Origin of the sequence: Gynuella sunshinyii YC6258, from assembly GCF_000940805.1 — a bacterium.
GTDB classification, from domain to species: Bacteria; Pseudomonadota; Gammaproteobacteria; order Pseudomonadales; family Natronospirillaceae; genus Gynuella; species Gynuella sunshinyii.
In genome coordinates this window covers 4774743-4792618 of sequence record NZ_CP007142.1, presented here as the reverse complement: position 1 = coordinate 4792618, position 17876 = coordinate 4774743, and the positions used below count along the sequence as shown (strand labels likewise).

The 17876-nt window shown below is 50.4% G+C and carries 12 protein-coding genes and 2 rRNA genes; 9 read left to right on the top strand and 5 right to left on the bottom strand.

Annotated elements, in window-relative coordinates; all coding sequences use genetic code 11:
* Positions 1-8 precede the first annotated feature (8 nt).
* From cysN to YC6258_RS20030, 3 genes are all read right to left on the bottom strand, one after another.
* Positions 9-1607 (bottom strand): sulfate adenylyltransferase subunit CysN, encoded by a 1599-nt coding sequence (cysN, locus tag YC6258_RS20040; protein ID WP_044618493.1) that lies wholly within the window; start codon positions 1605-1607, stop codon positions 9-11.
* Position 1608: 1 nt separating this feature from the next.
* Positions 1609-2517 carry a sulfate adenylyltransferase subunit CysD gene (cysD, locus tag YC6258_RS20035; RefSeq protein WP_044618492.1) on the bottom strand — a complete coding sequence of 303 codons (909 nt, stop codon included), beginning with the start codon at positions 2515-2517 and terminating at the stop codon, positions 1609-1611.
* 129 nt (positions 2518-2646) lie between these two features.
* A complete protein-coding gene (locus YC6258_RS20030) occupies positions 2647-3093 on the bottom strand; it encodes a Z-ring associated ZapG family protein (protein ID WP_044618491.1) in 447 nt (148 codons plus the stop codon).
* A gap of 138 nt (positions 3094-3231) precedes the next feature.
* On the opposite strand from YC6258_RS20030, the gene zapE reads away from it, so the two are divergent.
* Positions 3232-4320, top strand: coding sequence for a cell division protein ZapE (zapE, locus tag YC6258_RS20025; RefSeq protein ID WP_044618490.1), 1089 nt, complete (start codon positions 3232-3234; stop codon positions 4318-4320).
* A gap of 27 nt (positions 4321-4347) precedes the next feature.
* Here zapE and YC6258_RS20020 read toward each other — a convergent pair whose 3' ends face one another.
* Together YC6258_RS20020 and YC6258_RS20015 are read right to left on the bottom strand one after the other, a co-directional pair.
* Positions 4348-5247: a proline iminopeptidase-family hydrolase gene (locus YC6258_RS20020; RefSeq protein ID WP_044618489.1), complete on the bottom strand. Its 900-nt coding sequence runs from the start codon at positions 5245-5247 to the stop codon at positions 4348-4350.
* Between the two features lie 94 nt (positions 5248-5341).
* On the bottom strand, positions 5342-6070 hold the full coding sequence (locus YC6258_RS20015; RefSeq protein ID WP_044618488.1) for a helix-turn-helix transcriptional regulator: 729 nt from the start codon (positions 6068-6070) through the stop codon (positions 5342-5344).
* Positions 6071-6352: 282 nt separating this feature from the next.
* Here YC6258_RS20015 and YC6258_RS20010 point away from each other — a divergent pair, with 282 nt between their 5' ends.
* The 8 genes from YC6258_RS20010 (at position 6353) to YC6258_RS19975 (ending at position 17708) form a co-directional block, all read left to right on the top strand.
* Positions 6353-7261 carry a proline iminopeptidase-family hydrolase gene (locus tag YC6258_RS20010; RefSeq protein ID WP_044618487.1) on the top strand — a complete coding sequence of 303 codons (909 nt, stop codon included), beginning with the start codon at positions 6353-6355 and terminating at the stop codon, positions 7259-7261.
* A gap of 40 nt (positions 7262-7301) precedes the next feature.
* Positions 7302-8240, top strand: coding sequence for an ABC transporter permease (locus tag YC6258_RS20005; RefSeq protein ID WP_044618486.1), 939 nt, complete (start codon positions 7302-7304; stop codon positions 8238-8240).
* On the top strand, positions 8237-9118 hold the full coding sequence (locus tag YC6258_RS20000; protein ID WP_211264565.1) for an ABC transporter permease: 882 nt from the start codon (positions 8237-8239) through the stop codon (positions 9116-9118). Before YC6258_RS20005 ends, YC6258_RS20000 begins: the two co-directional genes overlap by 4 nt.
* 1 nt (position 9119) lies before the next feature.
* Positions 9120-10112, top strand: coding sequence for an ABC transporter ATP-binding protein (locus tag YC6258_RS19995; RefSeq protein WP_044618485.1), 993 nt, complete (start codon positions 9120-9122; stop codon positions 10110-10112).
* Positions 10102-11079: an ABC transporter ATP-binding protein gene (locus YC6258_RS19990; protein WP_044618484.1), complete on the top strand. Its 978-nt coding sequence runs from the start codon at positions 10102-10104 to the stop codon at positions 11077-11079. The genes YC6258_RS19995 and YC6258_RS19990 overlap by 11 nt, the downstream gene beginning before the upstream one ends.
* A gap of 25 nt (positions 11080-11104) precedes the next feature.
* Entirely contained in the window at positions 11105-12613 is a 1509-nt protein-coding gene (locus tag YC6258_RS19985; protein ID WP_082070822.1) for an ABC transporter substrate-binding protein, read from the top strand.
* A gap of 481 nt (positions 12614-13094) precedes the next feature.
* Positions 13095-14636, top strand: a 16S ribosomal RNA gene (locus tag YC6258_RS19980).
* A 172-nt stretch (positions 14637-14808) separates the two neighbouring features.
* Positions 14809-17708, top strand: a 23S ribosomal RNA gene (locus tag YC6258_RS19975).
* Together the 16S and 23S rRNA genes form the textbook arrangement of a ribosomal RNA operon.
* Positions 17709-17876: the final 168 nt, after the last annotated feature.

Here is a 17876-nt window from a genome sequence, read left to right as displayed (position 1 = left end):
TAGAAAGATCAGTGAATGTAGCCGTTTTGCTGGAGAACAATCAGTGCTGCATCAAGTGTCTCGTCGACGATTTTCAGATCAAAGCTGTCTGCGTCCGGCGTCAGAATAAGGACACCGGCCTGCAATGCCAGTGTGGCGTTCTGTTGGTTGATTTTCTCTGCCACGACGGATAAGTGACCCGTATCGAACAAGTGCCGGTCCAGCTGATGCGCCAGCTTGGCATTGGCCACTTTTATAATGCCGGACTTCTGTCCAAAACGACGCAGCCGTTCATCCAGCCCGACTGGACTCTGGTTGGTATACGATGACTTTCCGACAATCATACCTGCGCCAACTGTGACGTTAGTCAGGCGATCAATCATAATAAATGCGCCTGTCTGGCGGTTTTTATTATATGGATCAAAACTGACCGCTTTACTGAGGACGACATCGCAGGTGCCAATTTCGTTGAGTTCTAACCGTTGGGCCTGCTGTTGTTCAAGCGTATTGACATCCGTTTTGTATTGAATGTTCTGAACTACACCGGATGTATAGCTGGTTCCCAGTTTTATGTCGTATTGCTTGCCCGGTTCCATCGGCGACTCAGTCATCCAGACCAGATTGGCCGAGAAACCATGACCACTGAGAGGCTGATGTTCTTTTTTAACCAGCAGATCCCCTCGGGAAATATCAATTTCATCGTTAAGTGTCAGAGTGACGGCCTGGCCGATAAACGCGCTGTCCAGTTCTCCATCGTAAGTGACAATGGATTTCACCGTGCTGCTTTTCCCTGAGGGCAAGGCGATGACCTGATCGCCCACATTGACAATACCTGACGAAATCGTGCCGCTGAATCCACGAAAGTTCAGATTTGGACGGTTAACCCACTGAACCGGCATGCGAAAATCCTGAAGATTTTTATCCGCCGAAATTTGCACGTTTTCCATTAGTTCCATCAGTGTTTCGCCCTGATACCATGGCATATGTTCGCTGCGGTTAACGACGTTATCACCTTCCAGGGCAGAAATAGGAACGAAGCGAATATCCTTAAGATTCAATTGTCTGGAAAACTCCAGGTACTGTTGTCTGATTTCTTCGAAGCGGGATTCGTTGTACTCCACCAGATCCATTTTATTGATGGCAACAACGATATGTTGAATCCCCAGTAGCGAAGCAATAAAACTATGGCGTCGGGTCTGCGTCAGAACCCCATGACGGGCATCAATCAGAATGATTGCCAGATCGCAGGTTGAAGCACCGGTAGCCATGTTACGTGTGTATTGTTCATGTCCGGGAGTGTCGGCGATAATAAACTTGCGCTTTGAGGTGGAGAAATACCGATAAGCCACGTCAATGGTGATTCCCTGCTCGCGTTCGGCCTGCAGTCCATCAACGAGTAACGCCAGATCCGGCCTGTCTCCGGTAGTCCCCATTTTTTTGGAGTCATTTGTGACGGCCGCCAGCTGATCTTCGTAAATCATCTTGGAGTCATGCAATAGCCGGCCAATAAGGGTGCTTTTGCCATCGTCAACGCTACCACAGGTCAGCAGTCTTAACAGTTCTTTGTTTTCGTGCTGTTTTAGATATTCCAGGATGTCACTGGCAATGAGTTCAGATTGATGAGACATCTTAAAAATACCCCTCTTGTTTTTTCTTTTCCATTGAGCCGGCGCTGTCGTGATCAATGACCCGGCCTTGTCTTTCTGATGTAGTGGTTAACAGCATTTCCTGAATAATTTCCGGCAAGGTGGTGGCGTTGGATTCCACTGCACCAGTCAATGGATAACATCCCAGAGTTCTGAAACGTACCATTTTTTCTTCAACTGCTTCACCGGGTTTAAGTGTCATGCGCTCATCGTTGACATTGATATAAGTACCATCGCGTTTGACAACCGGGCGTTTAGCTGCGAAGTAAAGTGGAACAATGGGAATACTTTCGAGGTAAATGTATTGCCAGATATCCAGCTCGGTCCAGTTGCTGAGTGGGAACACCCGGATGCTTTCGCCTTTGTTGATTTTACCGTTATACAGATTCCACAATTCCGGACGCTGGTTTTTGGGGTCCCAACGATGGTTGTTGTCACGAAATGAATAGACCCGTTCTTTGGCCCGAGATTTTTCCTCATCGCGACGGGCACCGCCGAATGCGGCATCGAAGCCGTATTGTGTCAGCGCTTTTTTGAGTGCCTGGGTTTTCATGATATCCGTGTGTTTAGCACTGCCATGGACAAACGGACTGATATTCATATCCAGTCCTTCCTGATTTTTGTAGACGATCAGATCCAGGCCGAGCTTTTGGGTATGGCTGTCCCGGAATTCGATCATCTCCTTGAATTTCCAGTTGGTATCCACGTGCATCAACGGAAAGGGTGGCTTGCTGGGAAAAAAGGCTTTCATGGCCAGATGCAGCATAACTGCTGAATCTTTTCCGATTGAGTAAAGCATCACCGGATTGTCGAATTCTGCCGCGACTTCCCTGATGATGTGTATGCTCTCAGCTTCAAGCTGTTTAAGATGAGTTAGATTATAGGCGTTCATATATCCAGACCGATTGATAGTAAGTTGCCACCCGAAATGTTCAGGTTGGCAACTATATCAATGTGTAGAAATTATAATAAGGAGGGGTTTAAGACGATTTTGAAATAACAATATACAGTTGTTGTTTGTTCAGGAGCGTACCTGCGATGAATCCTGAGTAGTTTCAGCTTCTTCCTTCTCTGGACTGAGGCCAAACCCTTCCGACAATGTTCCTTTTTGATCAGCCTTTTTGGGTGCCCAGTCTTTTGGAACTTCGAGATTATTATCATCTGCATCCGGATTCAATTGAGTCATTTGTTCAGACTCAAGCCGATATTCCGGACTGACCAGTAATTCGGCACCCTGCATGAGATGGGACTGTATTTCACTGTAGTTTTTGTTCATGGTTTCAATGAGATCTGCCGTACGGGTGAAATGCTCATTGACACTGTTCTGGTAGCCCTGGTGCTCGGCCTGAAGTTCCTCAAGCTTTTTTCGCAATGCTTGAGCATCATTATCGCCACTGGTGGCTTTTAACAGAATAAAGCCAACCACGATGCCCGCAACAAACGCGCCCAGAATAATAAGTAAATCCATATTGAATCCTTGTGATTACGTTCTTCGTTACAATTTATAGCAAGTATATGCCATGCTCGGCAGGTTGCTAATATTAATTGGCTTAAATGAAAATGTGTTCAGTTTTGCCGTAATTTTAATTTTTACCAAGAAGTGCTTATGCCATTGATTCGTCGTTATCGTGAAGAGCTTAGTCTTCGCGGCTATCAGGAAGATCCTTATCAACTTGAAGCATTGTCCATGCTGGACACTCTGGGAATAAAGCTGCAGCAGTTTCAGCAAAGTAATGCCAATCCTTTCAAACGTTTATTCAAACGCCCGGATTTACCGCAGTCAGTTTATTTCTGGGGCGGTGTCGGTCGCGGAAAAACTTTTCTGATGGATCTGTTTTTTGAAACACTGAACGTGACCGGGAAGCGACGCATGCACTTTCATCGCTTTATGCAGATGATTCATCAGCGCCTGGCGGAGTTGAAGCATGAAAAAAATCCGATTGATCAGATCATCAGCCGGTTTGCTGAAGAGGTGCAGATTCTTTGTCTGGACGAATTTTTCGTATCGGATATCGGCGATGCCATGATTCTGGCCAACGTATTGAACGCCTGTTATGAGAATCAGATTGTCATCGTCACAACGTCGAATATCTATCCGGAAGGGCTATATGCAAACGGTCTGCAGCGTGACCGTTTTGTACCGGCTATCAAAGGCATTCTTGAGCATTTTCAGGTATACAACCTGGATGCCGGTACGGACTATCGGCTGCGGGCGCTGACCCAGGCCACCTTGTATTTTTCACCTCTGGAGAATACCGGGGAACATCTGGCCAGATTGTTTGATACGCTGATTTCCGATGCGCATCTGGTTCAGGAGCAGGAAGTGGTCGAGGTTCTTGGGCGGCCAATTCAGTCGGTGCGGGTTTGTAATGGCGTATTGTGGATAGATTTTTCGGAGCTATGCGAAGGTCCGCGCAGTCAGAATGACTATATCGAGCTGGGTAAATTGTTTCATACCGTTATGTTGGATCATGTGCATCTGATGACCATGAATACTGAAGATACAGCGAGACGTTTTATCAATCTGGTCGATGAATTTTATGATCGCGGCGTCAAGCTGATTATTCGAGCCGAGACATCGATGGGGGCGCTCTATCAGGGTAAACGGCTGGCGTTTGAGTTCCAGCGTACCCTGAGTCGGTTGATCGAAATGCAAAGCGAGGAATATCTGGCATTGCCACACCGGCCGGATTGACGCCGGCCGGTATTTTGCCCGGTGAAGCTATAAACCTTTTTCTTCAAAAAAACGTTCTATGCGTGCCATGCAGTCGGTGCGTTCCTCGACATGAGGCATGTGGCTGGAGTTGGGAAAAATTTCCCACTCGGCACCGGCAATCCGGTCAGCGTAGGGTTGTACGCATTCAGGCTTGGCTTCATCGTAGTATCCGGAAATGACCAGCGTCGGCACATTGATGCGGTTTAGCCGGTCAATGATCGACCAGTCTTTCATTGGTCCAATGACATGGAATTCTGTTGGGCCATTCATGGTGTGGTATACCGTTGGGTCGTCATCAATGGCGGCAAATGTCCGTTTTACTTCGTCGGGCCAGGGTTGCAGACGACAGACATGGCGCTGGTAAAACACATCGGAGGCCGCCTTGTACTCTGGCGAATCAATGGTTCCGGCCTGTTCATGGGCCAGCAATGTCTTCTGAACATCCTGCGGCAGCTCTGATCTAAGTTCAAAGGCTGCTTTTAGCCATAGTTCCATGGAAGCAGGGGAGTTGGCGATCACCAACCCTTTGAGACCGGCAGGCGTTCTGACCGCATGTTCGGCACTGAGTATGCCGCCCCAGGATTGACCAAGCAGCATATAGCGATGCTGAATACCAAGATAATTCAGCAGGTTATCCAGTTCCTCCAGAAACAGTTCGACGGTCCAGAATTCCTCTCCTTTTTCGGGCAGGTGAGTCGACTGGCCGTTGCCAAGCTGATCATAGTGAATGACCGGTCGACCGTTTGCGGCCAGATCCCGGAAAGCATCAATGTAGTCATGAGTACATCCAGGCCCACCGTGCACCACGACCAACGGTGTCAGATGTGAATGCTCAGGATGACCAATCATTCTGTACCAGGTTTCATATTCTCTGAATGGAACTTTGCCTTGTTGACTGTCAGGCATGGAAATCTCCGCAAGATTAGGAACATCCATGCAGCGTAACGGAAGTGGTCATAAGAATGACCTAGTAAAATTGATAGAAATGCGGCTCGCAAAGTCACTCTATCAGGCGGTAGTGCATGGCCCGAACTACTGCCTGTACCCGATTGGAGGCTCCCAGCTTCTGGATGGCTGAGTTCAGATGCATATTGACGGTGGGAATTGAACGGTGAATGTGACGGGCAATTTCCTTGGCGGTCAGCCCTTCTGCGGAATAAGCAAGGCACTCTTTCTCCCTTTTGCTGAGCTCGATAAAACGGCAGCTGCGGACATCAGGACTGAACTTGGGATAGATGTTTTCGTGAAACTGGTGTGCCATCAATGCAAAACGGGCCATGACTTCATTCAGTTCCGGTAGCCGATTGTGGCCACTGACCATACCTGTGAGGCTTGCAAAACCACCATCCGGCTGATGAATGGGAACGGTGAGCCCACAGGCAATATTGTTGTCGTTCATATATTCCTGAACGCGGGGATCGATTTGGAGCATTTCCGGCAGATTCGTTTGTTCCGGGTGCTGATAAGACCATACAAATGGTACTGAGGTTTTCAGGGCGTGATGTTGGACGGGATCTAGCTGATAGTAGCCAGCCTCGAACCAGAGATCCTGCATGTCGTTGGGTACATCATCCATGTACAGCAGAGATGGCGTAATCAAATCACCGTCGAGGGATCTTGGCACAGGCGTGTAATCATAAATCAGTGCTTCAAAACCCAGGCTGATACCCTGCTTGGAAACACAGTGAAAATCTTCATGTAAAGTGTCAGGCAGATGGAATTGAGTCATGTTGATCGTCCGGCCGCTACATCATGGCTGAAAGGGTGATAATTCAGGACTCAGCAAATACTGAGCCATCCAATGAAACGTGAAGCTTCCATGCATATTCCGACAGGTGGATCTGACGGCAGGCAGACGATTGCACCAAATTAAAATTGGCTTGATTAAGGTGCACTAAAAAGAATCTCCCTGATCAATAGACCGCGCTTAAAACCTATAAAATTTACTACTTACAGAGTTTGACCCGCCTTTGTATCGTTTCCTCATCAAATACGGTTTGGATGTGAAGCGATGATCTCAGAAGAATTAGTGCCAGATATCCAGCATCGGATTTCCGTGGACGGCTATACCGTGACGGCCTATGAATTCATTCCCGCACAAGGCTCTGAGGCTGACACCTTATTGTGCCTGAATGGAGGGCCGGGGCTGCCTTGTGATTATCTGCGTGAAGCCCATTCCGGTTTGAAGCAGGAAGGCTTTCGGGTTATTGCGTTTGATCAACTGGGAACGGGGGCTTCTGACCGGCCCGCCGATCCTTCGCTGTGGACCATCGAACGTTATGTGACCGAAGTGTTGACGGTGTTGGATGCGTTGGCGTGCAAGCAGGTGCATCTACTTGGGCATTCCTGGGGTGGTTGGTTGGCAATTGAGTTTGCCCTGACTTATCCGCAACGGCTGAAAACACTGATTCTGGAGGATACCGTGGCAGACATTCCGCATTTGTCCCGTGAACTGGACCGTCTGCGTCAGGCGTTGGGCTCTGAGACAGTTGCCATGATGAACCGCTTTGAAGCCATGGGCCGGCTGGATCACCCAGCTTACCAGGCAGCCATCACGTTATTGAATTATCGCCATGTCTGTCGGCTGGATGATTGGCCGGCGCCTCTTCAGCGGTCAATTGATGACTGGAACATGGGGCCTTACCAAACCATGCAGGGGCCACATGAGTTTCTCTACAACGGCAATCTGCGAAATTGGTGCAGAGTAGAAGAGCTTAAGCGTCTGACCTTACCTGCACTGATTACCACCGGACAGCACGACGAGTTGACGCCTGCCTGTGCCAGCCGGATACGGGAAGGATTACCCCACGCAGAACTGCATGTCTTTCCCAATAGCAGTCATATGCCTTTTTACGAAGAACCGGAAGCCTATTACCCGGTGCTGACCGATTTCTTGCAGCGCCATTCTGGCACGCTCTGAGCTGAGACGTTGTTATTTCAGAAAATAGAGAAGAGAACAGATGTCCCGATATCGATTTTTAATTATGCGCCCGATACAAATGATCCCCGTATTGTTCGGTATCAGCCTCATCACCTTTATGCTGATACGGGCCATTCCCGGCGATCCTGCCCGGGTGTTGCTGGGTACCCGCAGCACTCCAGAGGCCATTGCCCGAATTCATGCCGAATATGGACTCGACCAGCCGTTGGTCATTCAGTATGTGTTGTTCCTGAAGCACCTGGCCGCGGGTGAACTGGGCAAATCGATCATATATAAAACTGAAACCCTCAAAGTCATTCTGTCTCGTTTTGAACCAACCTTGCTTTTTGTACTTGGCAGTGTCTTTCTGGCGATAGTGATATCTGTGCCTTTGGCGTCGGTTGCGGCCCGAAAACCCGGTGGTCTGGCTGATCATCTGATCAGGGTGTTTTCCACCATGGGATTGGGGTTGCCGCCGTTCTGGTTGGGTATCATGTTGATTATCCTGCTGAGCATTACCTGGCATTTGTTTCCGGTGTCCGGTTACGGCGCGACTTATGCCGATCGTTTTTATCATCTGTTTATTCCCTGTTTGACGGCGGCATTGTCTTTGTCTGCGGTACTGATCCGTAGTCTGCGCGCTGCAATGATGCGCGAATTGCAGTCCGGTTATGTGACGGCCGCCTGCGCCCGTGGTCAATCTGAAGGGCGTATTTTCTGGCGTCATGTACTGCCGAATTCAATCGTTCCGGTCATCAATCTGTTGGCGGTCAATATCAGTTGGCTGATTGGTGGTTCGGTGGTGATTGAGTCAGTTTTCGGTGTCCCTGGCCTGGGGCAACTGCTGATCAAAGCTATTTTCAGCCGTGATTACATGGTGGTGCAGGGGGTGGTGTTGTTTTTTGCGCTCGCCACTGTCGTGGTCAATTTGCTGGCTGATCTGTTGTCGGTGTTCATCGACCCGAGGATCAAGTTATGACCCGAACGATGACGCTGTATTCCGGAAAATGGCATCCCCGCTGTCTGTTCGATCGACTCTCCCGGGGGCTCAGTGGGCAAACCACCCTGAAGATCGGTCTGGCGATTGTTCTGACATGGCTGCTGGTCGCATTGTTGGCCCCCTGGATCTCTCCATATGATCCCATGTTCCAGGATCTGGCTGCCCGCCTTGCGCCGGTTTCTCTCGCTCACCCGTTGGGAACCGATAACTTTGGCCGCGATATCCTTGCCAGAATTATATGGGGAGCCCGAGTCGATCTGCTGATTTGCGTACTGGGAGTGCTGTTCCCCTTCCTTGCCGGAACCATTATCGGTGCCTTGAGCGGTTATGCGGGTGGTTGGTTGGATGCTGTGGTCATGCGAGTGATCGATGTCATTCTGGCATTTCCATTTCTGGTGTTGATGCTGGCCATTATCACCATTGTCGGACCTGGGCTGACGGGTTTTTTTATTGCGATGACTCTGGTGGGCTGGGTGTCCTATGCCCGGCTGGTGCGTTCCCGTGTTCTGATATTGAAGCAAAGTGATTTTATTCTGGCTGCACAAAGTCTGGGCTTCAGCCGGAGCCGTATTTTGTTCCGTCATCTGCTGCCAAATGTGATTGCCGATGCGCTGGTGTTTTCCATGTCTGACGCGGTTTTGGTGCTGTTGAATGGCGCTGCCATCAGCTATCTGGGACTGGGGGTGCAACCGCCCTTGGCAGAATGGGGAGTGATGGTCACAGAGGGGCAGGGGTTTATCACGACTGCCTGGTGGATCACCGCTTTTCCAGGGCTGGCGATTGTGTTGCTTGCTATGGGCTTCAGTTTTATTGCCGACGGCCTGGGCGAAAAGCACGGTACAACGAGAGGTGGGTGAAATGACAAATATTCTTTTACAGGTCAACGGTCTTACCATCGCTTCGCCCGAACAGGCCTGCCTGGTGGATGACGTTTCCTTTGTTTTGCACGAAGGTGAGATTCTCGGTCTGGTTGGAGAAAGTGGATCCGGCAAAACCTTAACCTGCCGTTCTTTGATGCAGTTATTGCCGAAAGGTGTTCTAGAGGTCCGGGCCGGTGAGATCCTGTTTGCCGGACAGGATGTGCTGAACATGACCGAGACTCAGCTGCAGCAATTGCGGGGACGGGGAATCGGCATGATCTTTCAAAACCCCAGTACACATTTGAACCCATTGATGACCATTGGCCAGCATATGATAGAAAGCCTGCGTCTGTACCAACGGCTCTCAGCCAAAGCTGCCAGGACAAAAGCAGTGGCGATTCTGGCGCAGGTCGGTATTCCATCACCGCAGCAACGGTTTGACGCCTACGCCCACGAGTTCTCCGGTGGTATGCGGCAACGCGCCATGATTGCAATTGCGCTGGCTGCTGCGCCTAAGATTCTGATTGCAGATGAACCCACCACAGCTCTGGATGTGACCGTACAGGCGCAGATTCTCAAGCTGTTGGATCAATTGCGCAGGGAGTATGGGTTGGCCATAATTTTGATTACCCATGATTTAGGTGTCGTCGCTCAGACATGTGATCGTGTGGCGGTCATGTATGGAGGGCGAATCTGTGAGGTTGCCACGACGGTCGACCTGCTACGCCATCCCAAACATCCTTACACCTGCGGATTGATCGAGTGTCAACCGGTAACCGGTGAGTCCGGACAGCGGGTACTTAAGACTATCCCCGGTCAGCCACCGACAGCCCATACGATGGCAGCGGGTTGCCGTTTTCATCCTCGCTGTGACAAAGCCGTTGACCTTTGCCGAACCAAACCACCTGCCCGCGAAGTATTTTCCGAACGGGAAGTCAGTTGCTATTTCCCGGACACACAAAACTCTGATGAGGTACGTTATGGCAGATGACGTTTTGATCAGCACCAAAGATTTGAGTGTGGAATTTAAAGTTTCCGCAGGTTGGTTGTGGCAACGGACTTTGAAAGCTGTCAATGAGGTCAGTCTGACAATCAGACAGGGATCCATCGTTGGGCTGGTTGGTGAGTCTGGCAGTGGCAAAAGCACCTTGGGCAGAGCTTTGTTGTGTCTCGAGCCCATTTGCGCAGGACATGTCGATTTCGACGGGTTGGATCTTGAACAGGCAACTCAGGCAGATATCCGCCACTTGCGACAACAGACCGCGCTGATTTTTCAGGACCCTTTCTCTGCTCTCAATCCCAAAATGACGATTGGTGACGCGATTGCCGAAGTGCTGACAGTACATCGAAAACGGCCCACGGAACATATCCCTGATCGCGTCGTTGAACTGCTACAGCTGACCGGACTTGGCGCTGAGCACGCAAAACGCTATCCGCATCAACTCAGTGGCGGACAATGCCAGCGTGCCGTCATCGCCAGAGCGTTGGCGTTGGAACCCAGGCTGATCGTGGCGGATGAATGCGTTGCGGCTTTGGACGTGTCGATCCAGGCCCAGATCATTAACCTGCTGCTGGAGCTGAATCGAAAGATGGGGCTTACCATCCTGTTCATCGCCCATGATCTGTCGATCGTGCGCCATCTGTGTGATCGGGTCGCAGTGATGTATCTCGGTCGAATTGTCGAGGAGGGCACCGTCGAATCCGTGTTTTCTTCGCCACGCCATCCTTATACCGAAGCGTTGTTACAGGCAGTACCGGATATCAACCCGGATAACCCGCTACCGGATAATCCCTTGAATGGTGAACCGCCCAGTCCACTGGAATTACCTCCGGGCTGTGCGTTTCATGCCAGATGCCCCTATGCCCAGGAGACTTGCCGTCATGGTGAGGCTCCGGAACAGCATCAGGAAAATGACCACTCTTTTGCCTGCTTACGACCTTGGATGCAGGTGTCTTGACGAATGATCAGATGAGGAAAACGATATGCTCAAAAACATAAAGCTCGCATTTCTGACCACAGGAATGGTTCTGTCCATGGCCGGCAGCCTGGCCCATGCGGAAGTATTGACCATTGGTCGAGGTGAAGACAGTACGACCTTTGATCCCATCAACTCAACCCAAAATGCCGATAACTGGGTATTTTCCAATATATTTGACCCGCTGATTCGCATCGATAAAACCGGTACCAGGCTGATTCCCGGGCTGGCGGAGAGCTGGACGATTTCAGATGATGGAAAAACCTATGTTCTGAAAATCCGCGATGCGGCATTCTCGGATGGCACTCAGGTGACAGCAGAAGATGCTGCTTTCAGTCTGCTGCGCATTCGTAATGACGAAAAATCTCTGTGGGCTGACTCCTATCAGGTTATGGACAGCGTCAAAGCCGTGGATGACAAAACCCTCGAAATTCATTTGTCCGCCGCATCGGTTCCATTTCTTTCGCAATTGGCGCTGCCCAATGCGTCAATATTGCCAAAACAGTATTTTGAGCGGGTTGGCGAAGCAGTATTTGCTGAAAAGCCCATTGGTTCGGGAGCGTTCATGCTGACCAAATGGAATCGCGGTGAAAGTGTTGTACTGGCCAAAAATCCATACTACTGGGAATCAGGAAGAGTTCATTTGGATGGTGTGACCTGGCTGACAATTCCAGACAGCAACACCCGAATGCTCAAGATTCAGGCAGGTGAAATCGACGCTGCAATCAATGTCCCGTTTTCCCGGATCAGTTCATTGCAGGCTGACTCCGATCTGACGGTTCACCTTGATCCATCCACCAGAGAAGATCATCTGCTCATTAACCATGAACATGCACCACTCAATGATGTGCGGGTGCGCCAGGCGTTGGATTACGGCATCAACAAACAATCCATCATTGATATCGTCACCTTTGGCTATGGGACAATTGCCAATTCCTACATTCCCATGGGCGCGCTGTATCACAATGACCTGAATCTGTCCCGGACCTATGATCCTGAGAAGGCCAAGGCTCTGTTGAAACAAGCCGGTGTTCATGATTTGACTCTGAATTATATTGTGAACGCTGGAGATGAAGTGGACGAGCAGATTGCCATATTACTGCAACAGCAACTGGCTCAGATTGGTGTCAGGGCGAACCTTACCAAAGTCGATCCGAGTCAGAGTTGGGATATGCTGGTGGATGGTGATTACGACATTTCTGTCATGTACTGGACCAATGACATCCTCGATCCCGATCAGAAAACCACGTTCGTTCTCGGCAATGATGCCAACATGAATTACATGACCCGCTACAACAACCCTCAGGTAACCAAACTGGTAGAACAGGGGCGCCTGGAAACCGACCCGGCCAAACGGGAAGTCATCTATATGGAATTGCAGAAAATTGCCAAAGAAGAGGTCAACTGGGTTGATCTGTACTACAGTCCTTATCGTAACGTGACCCGGAAAAATATCACTGGGTTTTATCAAAATCCTCTGGGACGTTTTTTCCTTGAGGACACAGAGAAAAAGTAACTTTTGGCTGTCGGAAGCAGGGCCCTCACATCAAAGAAGCCCTGCTAAAATAACTGGCATCAGAAAGAAAATAAAAAAAATGATTTTTGATGGTTGACGGCAAAAAAAAACTCTATAGAATGCGCGCTCCTTGTCACCGAGACGTCAGAAAAAGACGGCTTGAAGATGAGTTGAAATTCGACGGTAAGTGATTGAATTTCAACGAAAAAATCTTCAAAAAAAAGGTTGACAGGGAGGTGCGAAAGAGTAGAATGCGCGCCTCGCTTCGGGGGTAAACGCCGAAGCAGATAAGACCCTTGGTTGGGCACGATCTTTAAAAGTTAATCAGGCAATTCGTGTGGGCGCTGGCTGGTAAGACGCATAAGAGAATTATCAGTAAGCGAACTCACAATTCATTTGTACACGTTATAAGTAATTGTTGATAAGCGAACTGAGTCAAAATTGGGTTAGTGCACTTTAGGGTGTATTGACCGACGATTTTAAACTGAAGAGTTTGATCATGGCTCAGATTGAACGCTGGCGGCAGGCTTAACACATGCAAGTCGAGCGGTAGCATTTCCAGCTTGCTGGAAGATGACGAGCGGCGGACGGGTGAGTAACGCGTAGGAATCTGCCTTGGAGTGGGGGATAGCCCGGGGAAACTCGGATTAATACCGCATACGGTCTACGGACGAAAGTGGGGGCTCTTCGGACCTCACGCTCTAAGATGAGCCTGCGTAGGATTAGCTAGTTGGTGAGGTAAAGGCTCACCAAGGCGACGATCCTTAGCTGTTCTGAGAGGATGATCAGCCACACTGGGACTGAGACACGGCCCAGACTCCTACGGGAGGCAGCAGTGGGGAATATTGGACAATGGGGGCAACCCTGATCCAGCCATGCCGCGTGTGTGAAGAAGGCCTTCGGGTTGTAAAGCACTTTCAGTGGGGAGGAAGGCGTGAGTATTAATAATGCTCATGATTGACGTTACCCACAGAAGAAGCACCGGCTAACTCCGTGCCAGCAGCCGCGGTAATACGGAGGGTGCGAGCGTTAATCGGAATTACTGGGCGTAAAGCGCGCGTAGGCGGCGAGTTAAGTCGGATGTGAAATCCCTGGGCTCAACCTGGGAACTGCATACGATACTGACTTGCTAGAGTCTTGCAGAGGGGTGTGGAATTTCCGGTGTAGCGGTGAAATGCGTAGAGATCGGAAGGAACATCAGTGGCGAAGGCGACACCCTGGGCAAAGACTGACGCTGAGGTGCGAAAGCGTGGGTAGCAAACAGGATTAGATACCCTGGTAGTCCACGCGGTAAACGATGTCTATTAGCCGTCCGTTTCGTTTTTAGAGATGGGTGGCGCAGCTAACGCGATAAATAGACCGCCTGGGGAGTACGGTCGCAAGATTAAAACTCAAATGAATTGACGGGGGCCCGCACAAGCGGTGGAGCATGTGGTTTAATTCGAAGCAACGCGAAGAACCTTACCTACTCTTGACATCCAGAGAACTTTCCAGAGATGGATTGGTGCCTTCGGGAACTCTGAGACAGGTGCTGCATGGCTGTCGTCAGCTCGTGTTGTGAAATGTTGGGTTAAGTCCCGTAACGAGCGCAACCCTTATCCTTAGTTGCCAGCGGTTCGGCCGGGGACTCTAAGGAAACTGCCGGTGACAAACCGGAGGAAGGTGGGGACGACGTCAAGTCATCATGGCCCTTACGAGTAGGGCTACACACGTGCTACAATGGCCGGTACAGACGGTAGCGAAGCGGCGACGTGGAGCCAATCCGAGAAAGCTGGTCGTAGTCCGGATCGCAGTCTGCAACTCGACTGCGTGAAGTCGGAATCGCTAGTAATCGCGAATCAGAATGTCGCGGTGAATACGTTCCCGGGCCTTGTACACACCGCCCGTCACACCATGGGAGTTGATTTCACCAGAAGTAGGTAGCTTAACCGAAAGGAGGGCGCTTACCACGGTGGGGTCAATGACTGGGGTGAAGTCGTAACAAGGTAGCCGTAGGGGAACCTGCGGCTGGATCACCTCCTTAAACGCAAGTTGAGCTGGTCAGCGTTCACACGAATTGTTTGATACAAGAAGTCCCTTGAATGGGCATGATCTTTAATAATCTGGACGAGTTCGAAAAAAGTCAAGACAAGCGTCAAGGCACGTATCATGTTAGCGCTGTATAAACCTGAAGATAAGACGTTTTAGGGTTATATGGTCAAGCAATTAAGCGTATACGGTGGATGCCTAGGCAGCCAGAGGCGAAGAAGGACGTGGTAACCTGCGAAAAGGTTCGGTGAGGTGGTAAACGACCTGTGACCCGGACATATCCGAATGGGGCAACCCACCCGATTTATCGGGTATCGTGCACTGAATACATAGGTGTACGAGGCGAACCGGGAGAACTGAAACATCTAAGTACCCCGAGGAAAAGACATCAAATGAGATTCCCCAAGTAGTGGCGAGCGAACGGGGATTAGCCCTGAAGTGTAAGACTGGGTAGAAGAATCCACTGGAAAGTGGAGCCATAGAGGGTGATAGCCCCGTATTTGAAATCCTGATTACATGAGCACGAGTAGGACGGGACACGAGAAATCCTGTTTGAAGAAGGGGGGACCATCCTCCAAGGCTAAATACTCCTGGCTGACCGATAGTGAACCAGTACCGTGAGGGAAAGGCGAAAAGAACCCCAGTGAGGGGAGTGAAATAGATCCTGAAACCGTATACGTACAAGCAGTGGGAGCATTCTTCGGAATGTGACTGCGTACCTTTTGTATAATGGGTCAGCGACTTACATTCAGTGGCAAGCTTAACCGAGTAGGGGAGGCGTAGGGAAACCGAGTCTTAATAGGGCGTTGAGTCGCTGGGTGTAGACCCGAAACCGAGTGATCTATCCATGGGCAGGTTGAAGGTTGAGTAACATCAACTGGAGGACCGAACCCACATCCGTTGAAAAGGCTGGGGATGACCTGTGGATAGGAGTGAAAGGCTAATCAAACTCGGAGATAGCTGGTTCTCCTCGAAAGCTATTTAGGTAGCGCCTCGGACGAATACCACTGGGGGTAGAGCACTGTTTCGGCTAGGGGGTCATCCCGACTTACCAACCCGATGCAAACTCCGAATACCAGTGAGTACTATCCGGGAGACACACGGCGGGTGCTAACGTCCGTCGTGAAAAGGGAAACAACCCAGACCGCCAGCTAAGGTCCCCAAGTGCCAGTTAAGTGGGAAACGATGTGGGAAGGCTTAGACAGCTAGGAGGTTGGCTTAGAAGCAGCCACCCTTTAAAGAAAGCGTAATAGCTCACTAGTCGAGTCGGCCTGCGCGGAAGATATAACGGGGCTCAAACTGGCCACCGAAGCTGCGGGATTACAGTAATGTAATCGGTAGAGGAGCGTTCTGTAAGCGGTTGAAGGTACATCGAGAGGTGTGCTGGACGTATCAGAAGTGCGAATGCTGACATGAGTAACGATAATGCAGGTGAAAAACCTGCACGCCGAAAGACCAAGGGTTCCTGTCCAACGTTAATCGGGGCAGGGTGAGTCGGCCCCTAAGGCGAGACCGCAAGGTGTAGTCGATGGGAAACGGGTTAATATTCCCGTACTTAATATGACTGCGATGGAGTGACGGAGAAGGCTAGGCCAGCCTGGTGATGGTTATCCAGGTTTAAGGGTGTAGGTTAGGGGATTAGGCAAATCCGGTTCCCTCTCTTAAGTGAGAAGACTGAGACCTGAATACGGTGGGACTATGGTCCCCGAAGTGGTTAATGCCCGGCTTCCAAGAAAAGCTTCTAAGCGTCAGGTCATATTGAACCGTACCCGAAACCGACACAGGTGGTCGGGTAGAGAATACCAAGGCGCTTGAGAGAACTCGGGTGAAGGAACTAGGCAAAATGGTACCGTAACTTCGGGAGAAGGTACGCTCTTGCCGGTGAAGGGGCTTGCCCCCGGAGCTAGCGAGAGTCGAAGATACCAGTTGGCTGCAACTGTTTATTAAAAACACAGCACTCTGCAAACACGAAAGTGGACGTATAGGGTGTGACGCCTGCCCGGTGCCGGAAGGTTAATTGATGGGGTTAGCGCAAGCGAAGCTCTTGATCGAAGCCCCGGTAAACGGCGGCCGTAACTATAACGGTCCTAAGGTAGCGAAATTCCTTGTCGGGTAAGTTCCGACCTGCACGAATGGCGTAATGATGGCCAAGCTGTCTCCACCCGAGACTCAGTGAAATTGAAATCGCTGTTAAGATGCAGTGTATCCGCGGCTAGACGGAAAGACCCCGTGAACCTTTACTATAGCTTCACACTGGACTTTGATGTGACTTGTGTAGGATAGCTGGGAGGCTTTGAAGTTAGGACGCCAGTTCTAATGGAGCCGACCTTGAAATACCAGCCTGGTCACCTTGAGGTTCTAACGTTGGTCCCTAAGCGGGATTACGGACCGTGTGTGGTGGGTAGTTTGACTGGGGCGGTCTCCTCCCAAAGAGTAACGGAGGAGCACGAAGGTGTGCTAATCATGGTCGGAAATCATGAGGATAGCGTAAAGGTATAAGCACGCTTGACTGCGAGACGGACATGTCGAGCAGGTACGAAAGTAGGTCTTAGTGATCCGGTGGTTCTGTATGGAAGGGCCATCGCTCAACGGATAAAAGGTACTCCGGGGATAACAGGCTGATACCGCCCAAGAGTTCACATCGACGGCGGTGTTTGGCACCTCGATGTCGGCTCATCACATCCTGGGGCTGAAGCCGGTCCCAAGGGTATGGCTGTTCGCCATTTAAAGTGGTACGCGAGCTGGGTTTAGAACGTCGTGAGACAGTTCGGTCCCTATCTGCCGTGGACGAATGAGACTTGAGAAGAGCTGCTCCTAGTACGAGAGGACCGGAGTGGACGAACCTCTGGTGTCCCGGTTGTCACGCCAGTGGCATTGCCGGGTAGCTAAGTTCGGACAGGATAACCGCTGAAAGCATCTAAGCGGGAAGCCCCCTTCAAGATGAGGTCTCACTGATCCCTAGAGGATCCTGAAGGGCCCTTAAAGACTATGAGGTTGATAGGCTGGGTGTGTAAGCGTTGTGAGGCGTTGAGCTAACCAGTACTAATTGCCCGTGAGGCTTGACCATATAACGCCTAAGGCGTTTTGAGCACGACGATGTGCGAGGTTGAGCGCTGATAAGATACGTGAAGTGTGGATAGAGATAGACACACATGACTTGTTGAGACGATAGACGAACTTGTTCAGAACAGCGGGGGCTGGTGAGAAGCGATTCCACGGGCTCCCAGGCGAAAGC